This window comes from Yersinia fenwicki, assembly GCF_043099325.1.
Taxonomy (GTDB): domain Bacteria; phylum Pseudomonadota; class Gammaproteobacteria; order Enterobacterales; family Enterobacteriaceae; genus Yersinia.
In genome coordinates, this window is sequence record NZ_CP170755.1 from 3,476,748 (window position 1) to 3,497,576 (window position 20,829).

The window sequence follows — 20,829 nt, forward strand, 5'->3', positions numbered from 1 at the left end:
GTTTAACTTACCGTCCACCGCGTCTCTGATGCCGCACACGACAACACCGTTTCCAGATAAGCCTGAATCCCCATTGCCACATCACTGCAAGTCACCGATTCATCTGGATGATGACTAACCCCACCTTTGCAGCGCACAAATAACATCCCTACCGGCCAACACTCCGCTACCGCAATGGCGTCATGACCTGCGCCGCTGGGCAGCGCTAATGAGCGCCCCTGCACCTGACTAACACTGGCACTAATGTGTTGCTGCAAATTATCATCACAGTTGGTTGCATTGATATGGTAAAACTCTTGCGCTGCAAAAGTCAGGCCACGGCGTGCCGCTATCACCTCAGCTTGCGCTAATAAATTGGCCAATAACTTGCTGACACTGCTATCTTGCGGGCCTCGAATATCCAGAGTCAACTTCACCTCCCCCGCAATCACATTCACCGCACCAGGTAAACAAGCCAGGGTCCCCACCGTCGCTACCAAATGCTCGCCATAACTCTCGGCTAGCTGCTCAACGGAACAAATCCATTCGGCAGCACCCACTAATGCATCCTGTCGCTGCCCCATTGGTACGGTACCGGCATGACCCGCCAGCCCGGTAAAGTGGCAATTCAAACGACGAGCACCATTAATTGCACTCACCACACCCAATGCCAAACCGGCCTTTTCCAAACACGGCCCCTGCTCAATATGCAATTCAAGATAGGCACAGAAATCACGGGTTGTCCGCTGCGCCAGTGCAACCGCCATCGGATCGAGGCCGACATTCGCCATCGCTTGCGCCACACTGATCCCCTCAGCATCGGTTTTACTCAACCAATCTGCGGACCAACGGCCAGTAATCCCTTTACTGCCGAGCAACGTGATGCCAAACCGCGTCCCTTCTTCGTCAGCAAAACCAATCACCTCAATAGCAACCGGTAAGCGCAACTGCTGGCGGTGTAAGTAGCCCACCACCTCCAACGCGCTTAATACTCCCAGCATGCCATCATAACGCCCGGCATTGCGCACTGTATCAAGATGGGAACCCAGTAATATGGCTGGTGCATCGGATTGCAAACCTTCATAACGGCCACAGATATTTCCGACAGGATCCTGCCAAACCTGCATGCCATTCGCCCGCATCCATTCTCCCACTTGCTGATTTACCCGCAAATGCTCAGGAGACAGATACACTCGCGTCAGCATATCGGGGGACTCGCTGATTGCCGCCAGCACATCACAACGGGCTAATACCCGCAATGCAGCTTGCTCTACCTCGGCATCTGGCAAGGTAACGGCCATCAGTTTTGTTCAACCTGATAGACATCCCACGCCGCTTGCAACCCAGCGCCCTGAACAGTGGTAAATCCTAACCGGTTCAATACCGCTTCAAGCGCTACCAGCGTTTGCATCACACAATCTTTACGGGCGTTATACCCCATAGTACCTATGCGCCAAATTTTGCCATTCAGCGGCCCAAATGAAGTACCTATCTCAATACCAAAATCATTCAACATCAATTGCCTAACTTGTTCACCATGGATCCCCGCCGGAATGACCACGCCCAACACATTATTCATGCGATGTTTCAGATCACCAAAAACGGCAAGCCCCATGCCTTGAATCCCCGCGAGCAATGCCGCGCCGTGCAAAGCATGACGCGCAATGCCGCTATCCAAACCTTCTTCCAACATCACCCGCGCACATTCCCGGGCGGCGAACAACATGCTGGTCGCCTCAGTATGGTGATTCAGGCGCTCCGGCCCCCAATAGTCCATGATCATGCCCAGATCAAAGTAATTGGAATAGATCATCTCTTCATCGCCGTCAGTATGTTCCGCCGTACGGATCCCCTGCTCAATACATTTACGACGCCGAATTTGTTCAGCAAACCGTGGACTCAGCGTCACCGGAGAACTGCCCGATGGCCCACCGAGGCATTTTTGTAGCCCAGCCGAGACTGCGTCCAGTCCCCATGCATCTGTTTCCAATACGTTTCCACCTAATGATGCAGTGGCGTCGGTATAAAATAGCACTTGATGACGACGGCAAATTTCGCCCAATTCGGCCAGCGGTTGCAGCATGGTGGTTGATGTGTCGCCCTGCACCGTCAACAATAGGCGCGGACGCACTTTCTTAATAGCATCCTCAATCATATCCGGTGTGAATACTTCGCCCCACGGCACTTCAATGATATGGACCTCGGCACGGCAACGGCGGGCAATTTCACATAACAAATGGCCGAAACGACCAAAAACCGGCACCAGCACTTTATCGCCCGGTCGAATAGACGACAGCAAAACGGCCTCGATACCGGCGCGGGAAGTGCCATCAACCAGCATCGTCCACTGATTTTCAGTACGGAAAACACCGCGATACAGCGCCATCACCTGATTCATATAATCCGTCATCGCCGGATCATATTGTCCGATCAACTGGCTTGCCATCGCGCGCAGTACCCGTGGATCGGCATTGATTGGCCCCGGCCCCATCAGTAACCTTGCTGGTGGATTAATCTGACTAAACAACGGATTATGGTTAACTGCCGACATAGAAAATCTCCATTCTTATATGAATCAGTAAAATGTTTCCTACAAACCACGCACTGAGGATATAAATTGTTTTAATTCCGCTGTTTGTGGCTGAGCAAATAACGCACGACTTTCGCCCTGCTCCCACACCCGCCCCTGATGCATAAACACCACGCGGTCACCAACTTCACGCGCAAAATTCATCTCATGGGTCACCAGAATCAAGGTCATACCTTCTGCTGCTAACTGCTCAAGAACTTTTAGCACTTCCCCCACCAGCTCAGGATCCAGCGCAGAGGTAATTTCATCACACAATAAGACCTTAGGTTGCATCGCCAACGCGCGGGCAATAGCCACTCGTTGCTGCTGGCCGCCAGAAAGATTGGCAGGGTAATAATCCATCCGATCCGCCAGCCCGACTTTGGTCAACATCTCTGCCGCCAGATCACGACACTCGGCAGCGCTCTTTTTCAAGACTCGGCGCGGTGCCAGCATCACATTCTCAAGTGCAGTCATATGCGGGAACAAATTGAAGTTCTGAAATACCATCCCCACTGATCGGCTAATTTCACGCGCTTGTGAATCGCGGTTGGTCACCGTCATCCCGCCGAGTTTGATACTGCCGTCCTGATAGCCTTCCAGCCCATTAATGCAGCGCAGCAATGTACTTTTACCTGAACCGCTACGGCCAATGATCGAAATGACTTCGCCGATCTCGATATCCAGATCCACACCTTTCAGCACATGATTCTGGCCATAATATTTTTGAACCTGATTAATGGTGATCAGCGGCATGCAATTTCTTCTCCAGATAGTGGCTGTAACGCGACAAGGGATAGCACATCAGAAAATAGCCCAGCGCCACCAAACCAAATACTTTAAATGGCTGATAAGTGACATTATTTAACATAGTGCCGGCTTTGGTCAGCTCAACAAAACCGATGATAGATGCCAGCGCCGTCCCTTTGATGACTTGCACTGAAAACCCCACCGTGGGTGCAATCGCAATACGCGTCGCTTGTGGCGCAATCACGCGAAATAAGGTTTGGCTGAAACTCAGGCCTAAACAGCGGGAAGCTTCCCACTGACCTTTCGGTAAAGCATCAATACTGCCGCACCAGATATCCACCAGAAAGGCACTGGTGAACAGTGTTAATGCCATCGCTGCTGCCGCCCACGGACTGACATCAATGCCAAACAGTGCTAATCCGAAGAAAGCCAAAAACAGCTGCATTAATAGCGGAGTGCCCTGAAATAGTTCGGTGTAACCGCGGACAAAACGTGCCATCCAGCGCCAACGGCTCAAGCGCATCAGCATCAGCGGCAATGTCACCAACGTCCCGCCAAGAAAGGCGGTCAATGACAGTAGTAGCGTCCAGCGAGCTGCCAGTAGTAGGTTGCGGATGATATCCCAATCAGTAAACATCATGAGGCGCGCCTCCCAAAGAATCGACGCCCAGCTGCTAACAACAACTGACGCATCGCAATGGACAACAATAGGTACAGCAATGTGGTCACCAGATAGACCTCAAAACTGAGGAAGGTACGCGACTGAATCAGATTGGCGGCAAATGTCAGTTCTTCAAATGACACCTGCGACACCACCGCAGAACCGAGCATCACAATGATGCATTGGCTGACCAGTGCTGGATAAATACGCTGCAATGACGGCGGTAAAATCACGCGAAAAAATGTCTGACTGCGGCTCAAACCCAGTACTCGTCCCGCTTCCCACTGACCTTTGGCGCTGGCCTGAATCCCAGCGCGGATAATCTCCGTACTGTAAGCGCCTAAATTTATTGTCATCGCCAACACCGCAGCCTGCCCGGCGCTTAATTTCAACCCCAGCGCGGGTAAACCAAAAACGATGAAAAACAGCTGCACGACAAAAGGGGTATTGCGCACAATTTCTACGTAACCGCCCCATACCCGCCGCAAGATGACCTTATCGAAGCGAGGGTTATGACTACAGCGGATCGCCGCACCGACAATCCCCAGAGCGATCCCCCCCAAGGTTGCGATAGCCGTCAGCTCAATGGTGATCAACAGACCCGATAACAACTCGGGCAGATAAGGCCACAGGGCAGGAAAATTCAGCTGATAGGTCATCGCCCGCTCCTGTTATGCGCCGAGATCGGCTGGTAACGGCGCCTTCAGCCATTTCTCGGACAAACCATTCAGGGTTTTATCTTGCAAAGCCTCAACAATCAGCGCATCAACCTTAGCTTTCAGTGCCGATTCCCCCTGACGTAAACCGATATAGCAGGGTGAATCTTTCAGCATAAATTTCGCCACAGGTGCCTGAGCAGGATTCTGACGGGCCAAGGCACTCACCACCAAATTCCCGGTTGCCAGATAATCCACCTGCCCGGACAAATAGGCTGATAATGTGGTGTTGTTATCCTCGTAACGTTTTATTTGGGCATCTTTAGGCGCTAACTCACTCAGCACCATATCTTCTACCGCCCCCCGCGTCACACCGACAGTTTTACCGGCCAGTTGCTCTGGCTGTTTCAGCGCATCCTCTTTCGCGCCAAAGACGCCAAGGAAAAACGGCGCATACGCACGGCTAAAGGCGATAGCTTTTTCCCGCTCAGGATTTTTACCCAAGCTGGAAATCACTAAATCCACTTTATCGGTTTGCAGATAGGGAACGCGGTTAGCGCTGGTCACTGGCACCAGTTGCAACTTTAGTTTCATTTTATCGGCCAGATAATGCGCCATATCGATGTCATAGCCTTGCGGCTGAAGATCCGTCCCGACGGAACCAAATGGGGGGAAATCCTGTGGAACAGCGACCCGTAACACGCCACGCTGTTGAATTTTCTCTAATTGATCAGCTAATACGGCGGGAGCCTGAACCAATATCAATGCTGCCCCCAGTAATGCCAACATCCGCTTTTTCATGTTCATAGCTTATCTCCGATAATGCAGTAATGAAACAATAGATTCTTTAAATCAAATTACTGAAACCATCGTTGCAACTACTGTGCCAATAAATCGCCAAGATGAAAGTCCCATCGTTAGGGGCATCAAGCCATGTAGGGAATAAATCGGAGGAATAAATCGGAGCAAGAGATTCACAAAAAAAGTGCAGAAGGATAATTTATTTGCACCATAGAGAGGCAATCAATCACAAACAATGCTAACTGAAAGGGAAGCGTGCCGTTGGGGTCGAAAGCGGCTTACGCCGCCGGAGCGCCCCTGAGTACGATAACCCTTTCAAACACTGAAGTTAACGTTGCTCCAGCTCGCCGAAAGCGTCATACAAATCAGCAATTTGATGAATGCGCTGTCGGCCCTGTGTCAGCATTTCATGCAGCAACGCATTACTGAGTAAATTCGCCAAACTCATGGCCGAAGAATAACTGTCAAAAGCAGACACACTGTCGAGCGGCGTAGTTAATCGCCAGTGTGCTAATGACAGCAACGACTGGGCTTGCGGCTCACAAATCAGCAAGGTAGGCACACCTTGCACCTGCATTTGCAGCAAAATTTCGCGGATAACTTTCGGGCGGCGTCGGAATGCCACCACCACCACCACATCACGCGGCCCAGTATCGACTAACTCCTCCGACAATGTTTGCCCTGCTTGCGGAATTAACTGGACAGACTGACGAACCTGGAGCAATTGCTGACGTAGATGCAGTGCAATCGGATAGCTGTTACGTAACCCCAATAACAAGATACGCGGTGCTCGCGCCAAGGCATTGATAATGTCGCTAAATTGCTGGCTATCTAATTGATTTACCCAATGAGTCAGGTTTGCCATTTCTTGCTTATAATGCCGTGCCAACAAGGTATTCCCTTGTACAGCATCGCGATTATCGGTCAGCGGCATTCCGCTTTGGCGTAAGGTTCGCACCTCTTCCCGCATTTCTCGATAGCTGCTATAACCCAGCCGTTTAAACAGGCGGCTGACCGTCGCCTTAGACACACTACTCAATCGCGCCAGCTCGGCGCTGTTGTAACTGATGAAGTCATCAAAATGACCAAAAATAAAATCGGTAACGCGCTGTTCCTGTGGGGTTAATTGCGCGTAATGCGCCCGCAAACGCTCATCAATCTGTTTCATACCCTTCTCCGGCCAATGAAACTATCGTTTCAGCATAGGCATTTTTGCGAAACATAGCACACAAGCCCCCACCGCTAATATGAGAATTTTTATTAGTTACATAAAATCCGACATTGTGGAACGCCTCTTGCTTAGTTTCTGTTACCTCAGTTTTCTATTTCAATAAACGGGTGATAAGGAAAGCAGAAATGATCAACAGCAACATGGCACCGCAAGGAATGGCGGTTACCCCACATCATTTAGCCAGTGAAAGTGCCCTCGCTGTATTACGTGAAGGCGGCAATGCAATTGAAGCCATGGTCGCAGCGGCGGCCACCATTGCAGTGGTTTATCCACATATGAATGGATTGGGGGGCGATGGTTTCTGGCTGATTGTCCCGCCCAATGGCGATCCGATTGCCATAGATGCCAGTGGAGCCGCAGGTGAGCTGGCGACGCTTGAGCGCTATAGCGCATATCAACAGATCCCGCACCGTGGGCCGCAAGCCGCATTGACGATTGCCGGAACTGTCGGCGGCTGGGAAGAAGCGCTGAATGTTGCTCGCGAACTCGGTGAAAATACCCTGCCACTGCGCCGCTTACTGGCAGATGCGATTGCCTACGCTACACGCGGTATTCCGGTCACCCCGTCCCAAGAAGCCGCCACTCGTGCTAAATCCAATGAGTTGGCTGAGTTCACTGATTTTACCGACGTTTTTATACCGCAAGGCCATATTCCAACAGCGGGCGAATGCTTTGTTCAACCGCAATTGGGCCAAACGCTGACAGCACTCGCAGAGCAAGGGCTAAGTAGCTTTTATCGCGGCCCGCTAGCCGAAAAAATCATCATTGACATTACCGCCGCAGAAATGCCGATTACCGCCCAAGATCTGGCGCAATATCGGCCTAAGCGTCGAACCCCTCTACGGCTATGCCACCAGCAAGGTGAAGTCTTCAATCTGGCACCACCGACGCAAGGTTTGGTATCACTGGCGATTCTCGGGTTGGCTGACCGCAAACCAGTCGCCCAAATGAGTGAAGGCCAAACCATTCACACCCTCGTGGAAGCAACCAAACTCGCCTTTGGGCTGCGTGATCAAGTCATTACCGACCCGTTGTGGATGGAGCATTGCCCACAATCCTTACTGGAAAAAGAGCCACTCAACCAACTGGCGTCTTATATCAATAGCGAGCAAGCCGCCAACTGGGGCAGTGGTCGCGGGCCGGGTGATACCGTCTGGATGGGGGTGATCGACAACAATGGGCTGGCGGTTTCATTTATTCAGAGCATTTATCATGAATTTGGCAGTGGGGTGCTACTGCCCGCAACGGGCATTATTTGGCAAAACCGTGGCGCATCTTTCAGTCTTGACTCCAAGCATCTGCTAGCGTTAGCGCCAGGAAAACAGCCATTTCACACCTTAAACCCTGCCGCTGCCCGTCTGAAGGATGGCCGAACCCTGGTGTATGGCGCAATGGGCGGAGATGGTCAGCCACAAACCCAAGCGGCGGTGTTTATCCGCCATATTGTGCAAAGCTTGCCCTTACAGCAAGCCATCACCGCCCCACGCTGGCTATTAGGCCGCACGTGGGGGGAAAGCTCTGACTCACTGAAATTGGAGGCACGCTTCGCGGTAGAAACCCTTGATTACCTGCGCCAACGCGGGCATCAGGTTGAACTGCTACCCGATTTTAGCGAGGTTGTCGGCCATGCCGGCGCTGTTGTTCGCCACCGTAATGGCATGTTAGAAGGCGCATTTGACCCACGCAGTAATGGCAGTGCCGCCGGTTATTGATTTCATCCACAATTTACTTATTCAGCACAGGAATTGTCATGAAAGAAACATCAGAAAAAAATGCTATGGATTGGGCTGCTTACATTCGGCAAATGGAAATCTTATTAGCATTAGAGTTGGACGATACCCGCCGCACGGCATTGCTACAGCAATTTGAACGCATCGCTACTATGGCAGGCCCATTGATGGCCCTGCCTCTGGATGAAAAGCAAGAGATAGCTGGGGTATACCGGTTATGAAACAGATTTCAACTCTGGTTATCACCGAGATTCAGCAAGCGCTCAATCAGGGTGACTTATCCGCACAAGAAATAGCCTTACACACGTTGGATACCATTAGCGCAGCCAATCCCGCGATCAATGCTTATACCCATATCACCGCAGATCGTATGCTCAGTGAAGCATATCGGCTGGATACCTTACGCGCCAAAGGACAAGCTCTGCCCGCATTGGCCGCCATTCCTTATGCTGTAAAAAATCTGTTTGATGTGGCGGGCGAAACCACGCTTGCAGGTGCCAGCCTGTTTTGTGAACGAGCGCCAGCGAGACAAGATGCACCGGTTATTTCACGCCTCTCTCAACAAGGGGCTATGTTGTCCGGCATGCTGAATATGGATGCTTACGCCTATGGTTTTACCACTGAAAACAGCCATTACGGTGCCACGCGTAATCCGCGCGATGTCAATCGTATTGCCGGTGGCTCCTCCGGTGGATCGGCGGCAGCGGTTGCTGCGGGACTGGTTAATTTCGCGCTTGGCAGCGATACCAACGGCTCTATTCGAGTTCCGGCTTCTTTGTGCGGTATTTTCGGGCTGAAGCCGACTTTTGGCCGATTATCACGCCGCGGTACTCATCCATTTGTCGCTAGTTTAGACAGTATCGGCCCGATGGCGCGCTGCACGCAAGATTTAGCCGCCGTCTATAATGTGATGCAAGGAACGGATATTCACGATAGTTTTCAATCTGATAAACCTGTCTCACCCTGTCTGAATTTACTCTCGCGTGGTCAGCAAGGCTTGCGAAGTGCCGTGCTGGGCGGGTATTTCCAACAATGGGGTGACAATGATGCCAAAGCTGCGGTGCTGGTCGTCGCCAAAGGGCTGGAAGCGGCTACCGAAGTCGAAATGACACAGAGTGATTTGGCCCGAACAGCTGCATTTATTATCAGTGCTGCCGAAGGAGGAAATCAGTATCTCCCTGCCCTAAGAAAATCGCCACAACGTTTTGAACCGCACTCACGGGAACGGCTATTAGCCGGAGCCATGCTACCAGCAAGTTGGTATATTCAGGCTCAACGTTTTCGCCACCATTTCCGTCAACAAATCCTGCCCTTATTTGAACATTGGGATATTTTGATTGCGCCCGCAACACCTTGCAGCGCCACACTTATTGGTCAGGAGATGATGCGAATCAATGACACCGATCTTCCCATTCGCGCCAGTATGGGGATGCTAACCCAGCCTATTTCGTTCCTCGGTCTGCCAGTAGTCACCGTTCCATTGAGAACAGCTGGCGGCCTACCAATCGGAGTGCAACTCATTGCCGCACCGTGGCGTGAAGACCACTGCTTACGTGCCGCTTATGCATTAGAACAGCAAGGATTAGTGAGTGCGCCGGTCAGTAGCATCATTTAGAAAGCACCTTCCGATGAGAGCAATAAAATGAAAAATGAATTTATTGATCGCCCAGCGATCCTTGCACAGGTGAATGAAGCATTTTACCGCTATGAACAGGCGTTGATTAGCAACGATATTCCGGTATTGGATGAATTGTTTTGGCACGATAGCCGCACTGTGCGCTTTGGCGCGGGAGAGGATCTGTTTGGCATTGATGCCATCAGAGCGTTTCGCCAGGGCCGGCCATCAAAAGGTTTGGATCGTACTTTAGAGAATACGATGATCACCACTTTTGGTGAGGACATGGCGGTCGCCAGTACCGAATTCTACCGTGAAGGCACTTCACGAGTCGGCCGACAGATGCAGACATGGGTTAAGCTGCCCTGCGGCTGGCGGATTGTGGCAGCGCATGTGAGTTTAATTTCGGAGTAAAGTTTGGTTTGGTGATCAGGTTCGGTGGTTAAAGCATGGGAGCATTGTTTCGGTTGATAGTCGTTCAGTGACCACTTAATCCCAGTCGCCTCAACCGAGCAGGAGGGCAAGCCGGCCCTCCTGCACCTGCGGCTTGCGCGAAATATTGCCCTGCGGGTAAACCGCCTGCGTCTTTCGGGCTGACGAGCCAGAGCGATTCGCAATCCATGCTCAAGCGCGCTTTTCGCGGGCGTCCTTGCCCGCTCACTCTACCCTCACTCCTTGTCGGCAATATTCCTGATTGCGCTCAACGTCAAAAGCCAATTCAAAACCATGGGTTTTAGGTTTTGAAGTTTAAAAGCACATTTGAGCCGCCGAGTGAAGAATGGAGCAAGGGAAATCCGCCATGGACGGCGGATTTAGGCGTCACGCGGAGGGACCCGCGTAAAGCCGTCCCGACAGCGAAATGATGAGTGAGGGCACCCACGCAGTGGGCAGGCGATACGTGCGAAAGCGCGGGATTCCACAAGGGGGCCGCAGCCCCCTTTGGCGGTTGGTTCATCGGAGGTAAAGCCTACTCGGTGCTCTAACAACCGAACTAAATCACTTAATCAACCATCAACCAAATCTACCTAAAACTAAACTGAATTAAAGTGAGGTAAAATTTATCTATTGGTTTATTACCCTTATTTATCTAATACTGTCGCTCTTTCCAATTCAGAATAATTCGTTATGACACAAAAAACCGAAAACGCCGGTTTAAGCCCAGCCTTGATCGTCTTGATGTCGGTCGCTACCGGACTGGCAGTTGCCAGCAACTATTATGCCCAGCCATTGCTGGAAACCATCGCACAAGCCTTTAATCTTTCGGTCAATCAGGCCGGTTTCATCGTAACGGCGGCTCAGTTGGGCTACGCGGTGGGGTTAATGTTCCTGGTTCCTTTGGGAGATATGTTTGAACGACGTGGGTTGATTGTCGGCATGACTCTGCTGGCTGCAGGTGGCATGCTGATTACCGCGATGTCGCAAAACCTCGTCATGATGATTGTCGGCACCGCCCTCACCGGCTTGTTCTCAGTGGTGGCGCAACTGCTGGTGCCCTTAGCCGCTACACTGGCTGCACCGGAAAAACGCGGCAAAGTGGTCGGTATTATCATGAGCGGCCTGTTGTTGGGCATTTTACTGGCACGAACTGTGGCGGGCGCATTGGCCTCCATCGGGGGATGGCGCACCATTTATTGGGTTGCCAGTGTATTAATGATAATCATGGCGTTGATTCTATGGCGCTATCTGCCGCGTTATAAGCAACATTCTGGCCTCAATTATAGCCAGTTGCTCGGCTCAATATTTTCTTTATTTATCCGTACTCCAGTGCTGCGCACCCGCGCCTTACTGGGCGCACTATCCTTTGCCAACTTTAGTGTCTTGTGGACATCAATGGCTTTCCTGCTGGCTTCGCCACCTTTTGGCTATTCAGAAGCCACGATTGGGCTATTTGGTTTGGTCGGCGCGGCGGGGGCATTAATGGCCACCAAAGCGGGTCAACTGGCAGATAAAGGAAAGGCGCGGATAACCACCAGCGTGGGTTTGGTATTATTGCTGTTGTCATGGATCCCAATAGCCCTGGGACAGCATTCAATCATTGCGCTGATAATCGGGATTATCGTGTTAGATCTGGCCGTTCAAGGGGTACATGTCACCAATCAGAGCGTGATATACCGCATGATGCCTGAAGCCAGGAATCGCTTAACTGCAGGCTACATGACCACTTACTTTATTGGTGGGGCACTAGGTTCCCTGATTTCAGCCGCCGCCTATCAACATGCAGGCTGGTATGGCGTGGCGCTTGCCGGGCTGGTGCTATGTATCTTGAACATCACCACCTGGTTGGCAGGTAAACGCTTTGATCCCCCAGCCAATCAACCTGTCGAGTAATCTTGATTAGTTAGCTAACTAATAATCAATTAAGATATAAATTTGGGTTATAGGGTATTAAGACAATTACCACTCTGGTAATGTTACTTAACTTTATCCTATATCCTAAATAATTCGAGTTGCAGGAAGGCGGCAAGTGAGAGAACCCGATGAGCTTACTGTGTTGTAAGTGATTATTCGGGTTATTAAGCGCGGCCAACGCACATGCGGCTTGAAGTATGACGGATATATAACCCAAATTACCAATAGCTGACCCTATGCAAAGCCAAACCACCGACTCCCCCTCGACGGCCCAGCCGACAGCCACCTTTATTGAAGGAATAACCGATAGCCTACCGATTGTTATCGGTTATCTACCCGTCGCTTTTGCCTTTGGTTTGAGTTCGGTAAAACTTGGCTTTACTCCATGGGAAGGTATTTTCTTTTCTTGCATTATTTATGCCGGAGCCAGCCAATTCGTTATTACTGCCCTGCTCAGTGCGGGGATGTCATTATGGGTTTCCGCCTTGACCGTGATGGCTATGGATGTCCGCCATATCTTATACGGGCCAGCACTGAAACACCGCATTGTGACCAAGTTATCGGGCAAAAAAACGGCACTGTGGGCTTTTGGTCTTACTGATGAAGTTTTTGCCGCCGCAACAACCAAGCTAATGAAAGATCAACGGCGCTGGAGTGAGAACTGGATGCTTGGCATCGCGTTCACCTCCTGGTTGTCTTGGGTGGCTGGCACCGCTATTGGCGCAATGTTTGGTAATGGGCCGCTGGAAAATTACCCGGCGATTGAAGCATCACTCTCCTTTATGCTCCCGGCGCTATTCCTAAGCTTCCTATTGGCCTCGTTCAAACGCCAATACAGCCTTACCGTTATTGCTTCACTGACGGGGGCCTTGCTGGGCGTGCTGCTGTTCTCTATTCCAGTGGCTATTTTGGCCGGTATTGGCAGCGGATGTCTGGCTGCCCTGATCCAACCCGTCCCTGAGGCCGTCTTAGAACACAACGAGAATGATAAAGAGGAGCCAAAACCATGAATATGGATGTTCTGATCATTGGTTTGGTAGTAGGAACGGTCAATTACCTATTTCGATATCTGCCACTGCGCCTTGGGCCTGCCCGCAAACAAGCGGGCCTGCAACGAGGTAAAGCCTCCCTGTTGCTAGACAGTATCGGGATCGCCTCTATCTGCGCGTTATTGGTGGTTTCCAGTACCCCGGAGATAGTGCATAACCCACAGAAATTAACTCCTACACTGATTGGTTTTTTAGTTATCTGCGGATGCTTTTATAGAACCAACAGTATTATCTTCGCCACGTTACTGGGAGCGCTCAGTTACGGTCTGACATTCAAATTACTGATGATTTTGACATAACAATTTGCCTGAATTGTGAGCTGAAACACAATATCCTTACAATTAATAATACTAATTATTCACACGCAGTGACTGAATAACACGAATTGCTAAATTTTTCTCTTATTAACCCGTTTACATTATTAGTCACTACCGTTACTGTACCATTTGAAATTAATGAGGCTCCTTATAATGGAAAGTTCCTTTAGTCCCATCGAGCAGATGCTTAACTCTCGTGCCAAACGTCTGAAAGATTTCCCTTACCAAGAAATTCTGCTGACACGCTTATGTATGCATATGCACAGTAAATTGCTGGAAAATCGCAATAAGATGCTGAAAGCGCAAGGGATTAACGAGACCCTGTTTATGGCACTAATTACGCTGGAAGCACAAGAGAGCCACAGTATTCAGCCGTCAGAACTCAGTGCCGCACTGGGGTCTTCACGCACCAATGCCACCCGTATTGCTGACGAGTTGGAAAAGAAAGGCTGGATTGAACGCCGTGAAAGCCATAATGACCGACGTTGTTTGCATTTACATCTGACCGAGGCGGGCGTTGAGTTTTTAAATCAACTACTTCCCCCACAACATAAGTGTCTGCATTTTCTTTGGTCAACTCTGGACGCCGACGAGCAGCAACAACTTGAAGCGCTGACGCGCAAGTTACTGACGCGTTTGGACCAAATGGAAACACCGGAACAGTAATTCCACCGGTTCTATCCAGATACATAACTTTTATCCAGGTAAATCACTATGTCATCCCCACATAGCTGGAGACTCGCGCCCCTGCTTGTCGTGCTCATACTGGCGGGCTGCGCCTCAAGCGATAATATTGCTCCTCAGTCTCACATGCTGGATAACCAACAACTGCAATTGGCACAACCTAAAGTCAGCTCGTTGGCACTCAGTCCTCAGTGGTGGCGGGTACTGGAAGATCCTCAACTTGATGCTTTGATGACTCAAAGCTTACAAACCTCGCCTTCGCTTAAACAAGCGGCAGCGCGGGTGCGTGAAGCGCAAAGCGTAATGGGTCAGGCCGATGCAGCGAATGGCCCCAACCTGGATCTCAACGGTAGCAGTAAACGGGAAAAGGTCTCGCAAAATACACTACAACCGTTCTTGCAATCTTATCCCGACAAGCCCTTGTATGAGACTTCCAATACGCTCGGCCTGAATCTTAGCTATGAATTTGATTGGTGGGGTAAATACCGCAATCGGGTCAATGCCGCCAATGCACAGGTTAATGCTGCCCGCGCAGAACAGCAGCAGGCCGCGCTGACACTAACCAGCTCAGTGGCATCAGTTTATTACCAATTACAGAGTAATTTTGCCCTGCAAAATGTATTGCAGCAGGAAGTCGATAATAATGATCGTCTGGCTGAACTGCGCACGAAGCAATATCAAGCAGGCATCTATGGCGTTGAAATTCCTCAGCAAACAAAAGCTCAGGCGGATACGGCCAAACAACAAATCATTCAACTGCAATCTCAAGGCGAACAACTGAAACATCAGTTGGCAGCGCTGACAGGGCAAGGCCCAAGTGCTACACAAAATTTGCGCCAAGTACCATTACCCGATATCACCCGCCTGGCCCCTAAAGGCGAGCTGACCACGGATTTATTAGGTAAACGACCGGATATTACTGCTCAGCGCCAACTGGTTGAATCTTATGACCAACGAGTTAAAGCAGCACGTAAAGAGTTTTATCCCAGCTTATCCATTACCGGATTTGCTGGGCTTTCTACCACTAACTTCCAGGGCACCAACCCTAATCTGTTGGAAGCAGCCAGTCAGGCATGGAACGTTGCACCCGCCATCTCACTGCCCATTTTCCACGCAGGCGCGTTGCGCAGTAAGTTAGGCGAAGAATCAGCCCTTTATGATGAAGCGGTTGAATCCTATAACCAAACCATCCTCAATGCTGTACGGGAAACTGCGGATGCCATCACCATCCAACAAAGCAGTCAACTCCAGCTACAGCAAGCTATATCCGCATCGCAATCTATGCAAAAGGTTTATAACGTCGCCGACGCTCGATATACGGCAGGGATTATCGGACGCGATGAACTGTTGATTAGCCAGTCGCAATACCTGCAACAGCAGCAATCACAACTCAATGCCAGCAACAACTTATTGCAGGCCAAGATTGGTTTGATCCGTTCACTCGGTGGTGGCTATCAGGCCCCCGTCAGTGATGGTTCACAAAATAAAATAATATAAAACAATATATATCCTAGATAGTTCGAGTTGCAGGAAGACGGCAAGTGAGGGAGTCCCGATAAACTTACTGTGTTGTAAGTGATTCGGGTGATTGAACGTAGCCAACACACATGCAGCTTGAAGTATGACGGGTATAGAGCGTGGAGAACAGCATGAGTACAAACGCGGAAGCTCAAGTACCGCAACAACCGCAGAATAAAAAGAAGCAACGTAAACGCGTGCTGCTAATACTGACGGGTATTTTTATTATTATTGGGGTGGCTTACCTTATTTATTGGTTCCTGGTGCTACGTCATCACCAAGAGACTGATAATGCCTATGTTTCGGGCAATCAGGTACAGATAATGTCACAGGTTCCCGGCAGTGTGGTCAGTGTTAATTTTGAAAATACTGATCTGGTCAAAAGTGGCGATGTGTTGTTAACACTTGACCCAACAGATGCCGAGCAAGCTTACGAGCAAGCGAAAACTGCACTGGCAAATACTGTGCGGCAAACCCACCAGCTCATCATTAACAGCAAACAGTATCAGGCCAATATTGCGCTGAAGAAAACTGAACTGAGCAAAGCACAAAATGACCTGAAACGCCGTGTGGTACTGGGTTCTGTTGATGCAATTGGTCGTGAAGAACTGCAACACGCCCGTGATGCCGCCGATGCAGCGCAAGCTTCATTGGATGTGGCGATTGCACAATATAACGCCAATCAGGCGCTGGTTCTGAATACGCCACTGGAAAAACAACCAGCGGTCGAACAAGCGGCGGCCAAACTGCGTGATGCCTGGCTCGCCCTGCAACGTACCAAAGTTGTCAGCCCAATCACCGGTTTTGTTTCGCGTCGAAGCGTGCAATTGGGCGCTGAAATTGCCAATGGTGCGCCATTGATGGCGGTCATTCCGGCTAATGAAATGTGGATTGACGCTAACTTTAAAGAAACACAATTAGCCAATATGCGTATTGGTCAACCCGCCACAGTAGTCACTGATTTCTACGGTGATGATGTCGTCTTCCAAGGGAAAGTTGTCGGTCTGGATATGGGAACAGGCAGCGCTTTCTCACTGCTACCCGCGCAAAACGCAACCGGTAACTGGATCAAAGTGGTTCAGCGTTTGCCGGTTCGTATTGAACTGGATGCCAAACAGCTGGCTGAACATCCGCTACGTATTGGTTTATCAACCACCGTTAGGGTGGACACCGCCGATACCGACGGACAGGTATTAGCGCAAAACGTACGTAAAGAACCGGCATTTGTCACCAATGCGTTGTCATTGGATTTAGCGCCAGTTAATCAAATGATTAGCGATATTGTTCATGCGAATGCGGGTTAATGTTGATGCAAATGCAAATTAAGCGCGCCGGAGGCCTCTGTGGCACAAAAACCGCTTGAGGGTGCCCAACTAGCCTGGATGACAGTCGCATTATCACTAGCGACTTTCATGCAGGTGCTGGATTCCACCATTGCAAACGTGGCTATTCCGACAATTGCCGGAGATCTTGGCTCGTCCAACTCCCAAGGCACATGGGTTATTACCTCATTCGGTGTGGCAAATGCGATTTCAATCCCGATCACTGGTTGGCTGGCAAAACGCATCGGTGAAGTCAGATTGTTCCTGTGGTCAACAGGGTTATTTGCACTGGCTTCATGGCTGTGTGGCGTGTCAAACAGCCTGGGAATGCTTATCTTCTTCCGGGTCATTCAAGGGCTGGTCGCAGGCCCATTGATCCCATTGTCACAAAGCTTACTCCTGAATAACTACCCGCCCGCGAAGCGAAGTATGGCCCTGGCATTGTGGTCGATGACTATTGTTGTCGCCCCAATCTTTGGGCCGATCCTCGGCGGTTATATCAGTGACAACTATCACTGGGGCTGGATCTTCTTTATCAATATCCCGATTGGACTGGTCGTCATTTTGGTGGCCGGCAGTACGCTGAAAGGGCGAGAAACCAAAACAGAAATCAAACCTATTGATACCGTGGGATTGGTATTATTGGTGGTGGGTATCGGTGCCTTACAAATCATGCTCGACCAAGGTAAGGAGCTGGACTGGTTTAACTCAACCGAGATAATCGTCCTGACGGTCATTGCCGTGATTGCCATTACCTTCCTGATAGTGTGGGAGCTAACCGACGACCATCCGGTAATTGATTTGTCATTATTCAAATCGAGAAACTTTACTATTGGTTGTTTGTGTATCAGCTTGGCCTATATGCTGTACTTTGGCGCAATTGTCTTGCTGCCGCAGCTACTACAGGAGGTATATGGTTATACCGCCACCTGGGCCGGTCTGGCATCGGCGCCTGTGGGTATCTTGCCTGTCTTGCTGTCACCTATCATTGGGCGTTTCTCGCATCGCATTGATATGCGGCAGTTAGTCACATTCAGCTTCATTATGTATGCAGTTTGTTTCTACTGGCGAGCATATACATTCGAACCGGGAATGGACTTTGGTGCCTCGGCGTGGCCGCAGTTTGTGCAAGGTTTTGCTATTGCCTGCTTCTTTATGCCACTGACAGCGATTACTTTGTCCGGCTTACCGCCGGAGCGTATGGCGGCAGCATCCAGTTTGTCTAACTTCCTGCGAACATTGGCCGGGTCGATTGGTACCTCAATCACCACCACTTTGTGGACGCAAAGAGAGTCGATGCACCATTCGCAGTTGACGGAGTTTGTTAATCCGTTTAACCCGAATGCCACACAGATGTATCAGGATTTAGAAAAGCTGGGGATGAACCAGCAGCAAGCGTCGGCTTATCTGGCGCGAGAAATTACCAATCAGGGGCTGATTATCTCTGCCAATGAGATCTTCTGGCTCTCGGCTGGGGTGTTCCTACTGCTACTGGCTCTGGTGTGGTTTGCCAAACCGCCATTTACCTCCGGTGGAGGCGGTGGCGGTGCGCACTAACAGGCAATGCTGAGCAACAAAAAGGGCGCTGACTTATCATCAGCGCCCTTTAAGGTTATCGACAAAGCTATTTTATAGTTCGGAGATTAGCGGGGGCGACTGCACCGATGGGCGCTCCGACGGCTTATGCCGTTACGACTCATTCGGCACATTTCCCCACTTATCAACTTGTTACTTTATATTTTAGCTATTGCAACGACGAATGAATTAAGCCTGATTTTGACGCCACCACTCCGACAGCAAAATACCCGTCGCGACAGACACATTCAAACTTTCGACTTTGCCAGTACCACCGATAGACACACTCACATCACCCTGCTGCCAGGCGCTGTCGGTTAGGCCATCACTTTCTTGCCCTAAAACCAGCACCATTTTAGCTGGCAGTTCAGCTTTTGCCAGACTAACACCTTTATGGCTTGAGGTGGTCACGATGGTGTAGCCAGCTTTACGAAAGGTATCCAACACAGAAAGGAAATCATCAGCATTGATTGCTTTGATATGCTCCGCACCGCCTTCTGCGGTACGAACTGCCGCACCAGACTCCAGCATCGCTGGGTCTTGCAGCAACACGCCGTTAATACCAAAGTGCGCACAGGTACGCATAATGCCACCCAGATTATGGGGGTTACCCACATCTTCCAGTGCCAGTACACAATCTTTCGCCTGAGTTTGCTGTTGCAGATAAGTTTCTGCATCCAAACCCTGACGTTTCTTAATAAGGAAACACACGCCACCGTGGTGTTCAGTGCCAGACGCTTTTGCCAGCTCATCTTCTTCAACCACATGATAAGCCTTGCGGTTAGCCGCCATCCATTTCAGCGCTTCGCGAAAACGTGGGGTAACTGACTGCACAAACCAGGCGCGCACGATAGCATCAGGGCGGCTTTCAAACAGCGCTTTACAGGCATTTTCGCCATAAACGCGTGTTTCTTCAGCCCGTTGACGACGCAGTTGTGCCGGATCTACATGGCTTTTACCACTGATACCGCCGTGATCAAACTCTGGTTCTTCTGATGGCGCACGAGACACGGTTTTCCACGGTGAATCGTAAGGGCCATTATTATCAGAACGCGCCGGACGGCTAGGACTCACGCGTTCATTACGGCCGGAATCGTTACGACGTGAGTCATTATTACGCGGTGAACTGCCCCGACCTGCATTATCACCCGGACGACCTTTGCCTGCCGGACGCGGGTTTTTACCCCGGTTATTGCTGTTACGGTCGTCGCTGCTGTTTTCGTCACTGCGGACGTACATCACTTTAACTTTGCCGTTTTTGCCACTAAATGAATCGTTCATTGTCTTCTCCACCAACGCGCAGGGCGCGAAGATTACCTGATGTCTGCTCGGTTAGCCATAAGCAAGCGCTAAAAGCTAGCAACTATCGTATTCATCGAATAAACCATTTTGGCAATGACTTCATTTATATCCATAATAGATAACAACAACGAAACAATTCAGCTCATATTGACTGTCTGGTTTCTCTTTATCTACTCAGATACAAAATAAAGGCTAATTTATGAATACGGTATGTACAGCTTGTATGGCGACGAATCGCCTACCTGAAGCACGTATTGATGACGGCGCTAAATGTGGGCGCTGTGGCCACTCTTTATTTGATGGCAGCGTCATTAACGCCACCGCCGAAACACTGGATAAACTGCTGCAAGATGACTTGCCGGTCGTCATCGACTTCTGGGCTCCTTGGTGTGGCCCTTGCCGCAGCTTCGCGCCCATTTTTGCAGAGGTTGCCAAAGAGCGCGCCGGAAAAGTTCGCTTTGTTAAAATCAATACTGAAGCAGAACAGGCACTCAGCACGCGTTTCCGTATCCGCAGCATTCCCACCATTATGCTGTATCAAAACGGCAAAATGGTCGATATGTTAAGCGGCGCATTGCCAAAGGCCGCTTTTGATAATTGGCTAAATGAACAATTATCAGTGGAACCCGTTGCCCGCTAAGCTAGTTTAACTCATTTATCACCATTCGGGGCAGTTCGACTGCCCGATAAAGCCCACGCCCTGACAGTTTTCTGTTGGGGC

The 20,829-nt window shown here is 50.3% G+C and carries 21 protein-coding genes; 12 read left to right on the top strand and 9 right to left on the bottom strand.

Translation table 11 applies throughout. From position 1 onward, the window contains the following. Positions 1–2: 2 nt before the first annotated feature. The 7 genes from hpxK to ACF3VQ_RS15870 all read right to left on the bottom strand — a co-directional run bounded on the left by hpxK (position 3) and on the right by ACF3VQ_RS15870 (position 6,584). Positions 3–1,280 (bottom strand): allantoate amidohydrolase, encoded by a 1,278-nt coding sequence (gene hpxK, locus ACF3VQ_RS15840; protein ID WP_392432103.1) that lies wholly within the window; start codon positions 1,278–1,280, stop codon positions 3–5. Continuing rightward, a complete protein-coding gene (locus ACF3VQ_RS15845; protein ID WP_392432104.1) occupies positions 1,280–2,530 on the bottom strand; it encodes a pyridoxal-phosphate-dependent aminotransferase family protein in 1,251 nt (416 codons plus the stop codon). The genes hpxK and ACF3VQ_RS15845 overlap by 1 nt, the downstream gene beginning before the upstream one ends. 39 nt (positions 2,531–2,569) lie before the next feature. Then, entirely contained in the window at positions 2,570–3,304 is a 735-nt protein-coding gene (locus ACF3VQ_RS15850; RefSeq protein ID WP_392432105.1) for an amino acid ABC transporter ATP-binding protein, read from the bottom strand. Next, the gene (locus tag ACF3VQ_RS15855) at positions 3,285–3,938 is read right to left on the bottom strand and encodes an amino acid ABC transporter permease (protein ID WP_392432106.1); all 654 of its coding nucleotides are present in this window, start codon (positions 3,936–3,938) and stop codon (positions 3,285–3,287) included. The genes ACF3VQ_RS15850 and ACF3VQ_RS15855 overlap by 20 nt, the downstream gene beginning before the upstream one ends. Continuing rightward, positions 3,935–4,618 (bottom strand): amino acid ABC transporter permease, encoded by a 684-nt coding sequence (locus ACF3VQ_RS15860; RefSeq protein WP_392432107.1) that lies wholly within the window; start codon positions 4,616–4,618, stop codon positions 3,935–3,937. The genes ACF3VQ_RS15855 and ACF3VQ_RS15860 overlap by 4 nt, the downstream gene beginning before the upstream one ends. Before the next feature lie 12 nt (positions 4,619–4,630). Then, the gene (locus ACF3VQ_RS15865) at positions 4,631–5,422 is read right to left on the bottom strand and encodes a transporter substrate-binding domain-containing protein (protein WP_392432108.1); all 792 of its coding nucleotides are present in this window, start codon (positions 5,420–5,422) and stop codon (positions 4,631–4,633) included. Between the two features lie 322 nt (positions 5,423–5,744). Further along, positions 5,745–6,584: a MurR/RpiR family transcriptional regulator gene (locus tag ACF3VQ_RS15870; RefSeq protein WP_392432109.1), complete on the bottom strand. Its 840-nt coding sequence runs from the start codon at positions 6,582–6,584 to the stop codon at positions 5,745–5,747. A gap of 188 nt (positions 6,585–6,772) precedes the next feature. On the opposite strand from ACF3VQ_RS15870, the gene ACF3VQ_RS15875 reads away from it, so the two are divergent. The 4 genes from ACF3VQ_RS15875 to hpxZ are packed head-to-tail and all read left to right on the top strand — an operon-like array spanning position 6,773 to position 10,406. Beyond that, positions 6,773–8,359: a gamma-glutamyltransferase family protein gene (locus ACF3VQ_RS15875; protein WP_392432110.1), complete on the top strand. Its 1,587-nt coding sequence runs from the start codon at positions 6,773–6,775 to the stop codon at positions 8,357–8,359. 38 nt (positions 8,360–8,397) lie between these two features. Then, positions 8,398–8,598, top strand: coding sequence for an oxalurate catabolism protein HpxX (hpxX, locus tag ACF3VQ_RS15880; protein ID WP_392432111.1), 201 nt, complete (start codon positions 8,398–8,400; stop codon positions 8,596–8,598). Next, positions 8,595–9,992 (top strand): AtzE family amidohydrolase, encoded by a 1,398-nt coding sequence (locus ACF3VQ_RS15885; protein ID WP_392432112.1) that lies wholly within the window; start codon positions 8,595–8,597, stop codon positions 9,990–9,992. Before hpxX ends, ACF3VQ_RS15885 begins: the two co-directional genes overlap by 4 nt. A gap of 27 nt (positions 9,993–10,019) precedes the next feature. After that, on the top strand, positions 10,020–10,406 hold the full coding sequence (hpxZ, locus tag ACF3VQ_RS15890; protein ID WP_392432113.1) for an oxalurate catabolism protein HpxZ: 387 nt from the start codon (positions 10,020–10,022) through the stop codon (positions 10,404–10,406). A gap of 64 nt (positions 10,407–10,470) precedes the next feature. Here the strand turns inward: hpxZ and ACF3VQ_RS15895 are convergent, their stop codons facing one another. Further along, complete coding sequence (locus ACF3VQ_RS15895; protein WP_392432114.1) at positions 10,471–10,653, bottom strand: hypothetical protein; 183 nt, start codon at positions 10,651–10,653, stop codon at positions 10,471–10,473. Positions 10,654–11,117: 464 nt separating this feature from the next. Between ACF3VQ_RS15895 and ACF3VQ_RS15900 the strand changes: the two genes are divergently transcribed. The 7 genes from ACF3VQ_RS15900 (at position 11,118) to emrB (ending at position 18,788) form a co-directional block, all read left to right on the top strand. After that, positions 11,118–12,320 (top strand): MFS transporter, encoded by a 1,203-nt coding sequence (locus tag ACF3VQ_RS15900; protein ID WP_392432115.1) that lies wholly within the window; start codon positions 11,118–11,120, stop codon positions 12,318–12,320. Between the two features lie 257 nt (positions 12,321–12,577). Beyond that, positions 12,578–13,351: an AzlC family ABC transporter permease gene (locus ACF3VQ_RS15905; RefSeq protein ID WP_392432116.1), complete on the top strand. Its 774-nt coding sequence runs from the start codon at positions 12,578–12,580 to the stop codon at positions 13,349–13,351. Then, positions 13,348–13,689: an L-valine transporter subunit YgaH gene (ygaH, locus tag ACF3VQ_RS15910; RefSeq protein ID WP_392432117.1), complete on the top strand. Its 342-nt coding sequence runs from the start codon at positions 13,348–13,350 to the stop codon at positions 13,687–13,689. Before ACF3VQ_RS15905 ends, ygaH begins: the two co-directional genes overlap by 4 nt. Positions 13,690–13,860: 171 nt before the next feature. Next, complete coding sequence (mprA, locus tag ACF3VQ_RS15915) at positions 13,861–14,373, top strand: transcriptional repressor MprA (RefSeq protein ID WP_392432118.1); 513 nt, start codon at positions 13,861–13,863, stop codon at positions 14,371–14,373. Positions 14,374–14,421: 48 nt separating this feature from the next. Beyond that, positions 14,422–15,888, top strand: coding sequence for an efflux transporter outer membrane subunit (locus ACF3VQ_RS15920; protein WP_392432119.1), 1,467 nt, complete (start codon positions 14,422–14,424; stop codon positions 15,886–15,888). A gap of 152 nt (positions 15,889–16,040) precedes the next feature. After that, complete coding sequence (emrA, locus tag ACF3VQ_RS15925) at positions 16,041–17,213, top strand: multidrug efflux MFS transporter periplasmic adaptor subunit EmrA (protein WP_392432120.1); 1,173 nt, start codon at positions 16,041–16,043, stop codon at positions 17,211–17,213. Between the two features lie 78 nt (positions 17,214–17,291). Next, positions 17,292–18,788, top strand: coding sequence for a multidrug efflux MFS transporter permease subunit EmrB (gene emrB, locus ACF3VQ_RS15930; protein ID WP_392435626.1), 1,497 nt, complete (start codon positions 17,292–17,294; stop codon positions 18,786–18,788). Between the two features lie 207 nt (positions 18,789–18,995). On the opposite strand, the gene ACF3VQ_RS15935 is transcribed toward emrB, so the two are convergent. Then, on the bottom strand, positions 18,996–20,087 hold the full coding sequence (locus ACF3VQ_RS15935; RefSeq protein ID WP_019081391.1) for a tRNA/rRNA methyltransferase: 1,092 nt from the start codon (positions 20,085–20,087) through the stop codon (positions 18,996–18,998). 220 nt (positions 20,088–20,307) lie between these two features. Here ACF3VQ_RS15935 and trxC point away from each other — a divergent pair, with 220 nt between their 5' ends. After that, complete coding sequence (gene trxC, locus ACF3VQ_RS15940; RefSeq protein WP_392432121.1) at positions 20,308–20,748, top strand: thioredoxin TrxC; 441 nt, start codon at positions 20,308–20,310, stop codon at positions 20,746–20,748. The last annotated feature ends 81 nt before the right edge of the window (positions 20,749–20,829 follow it).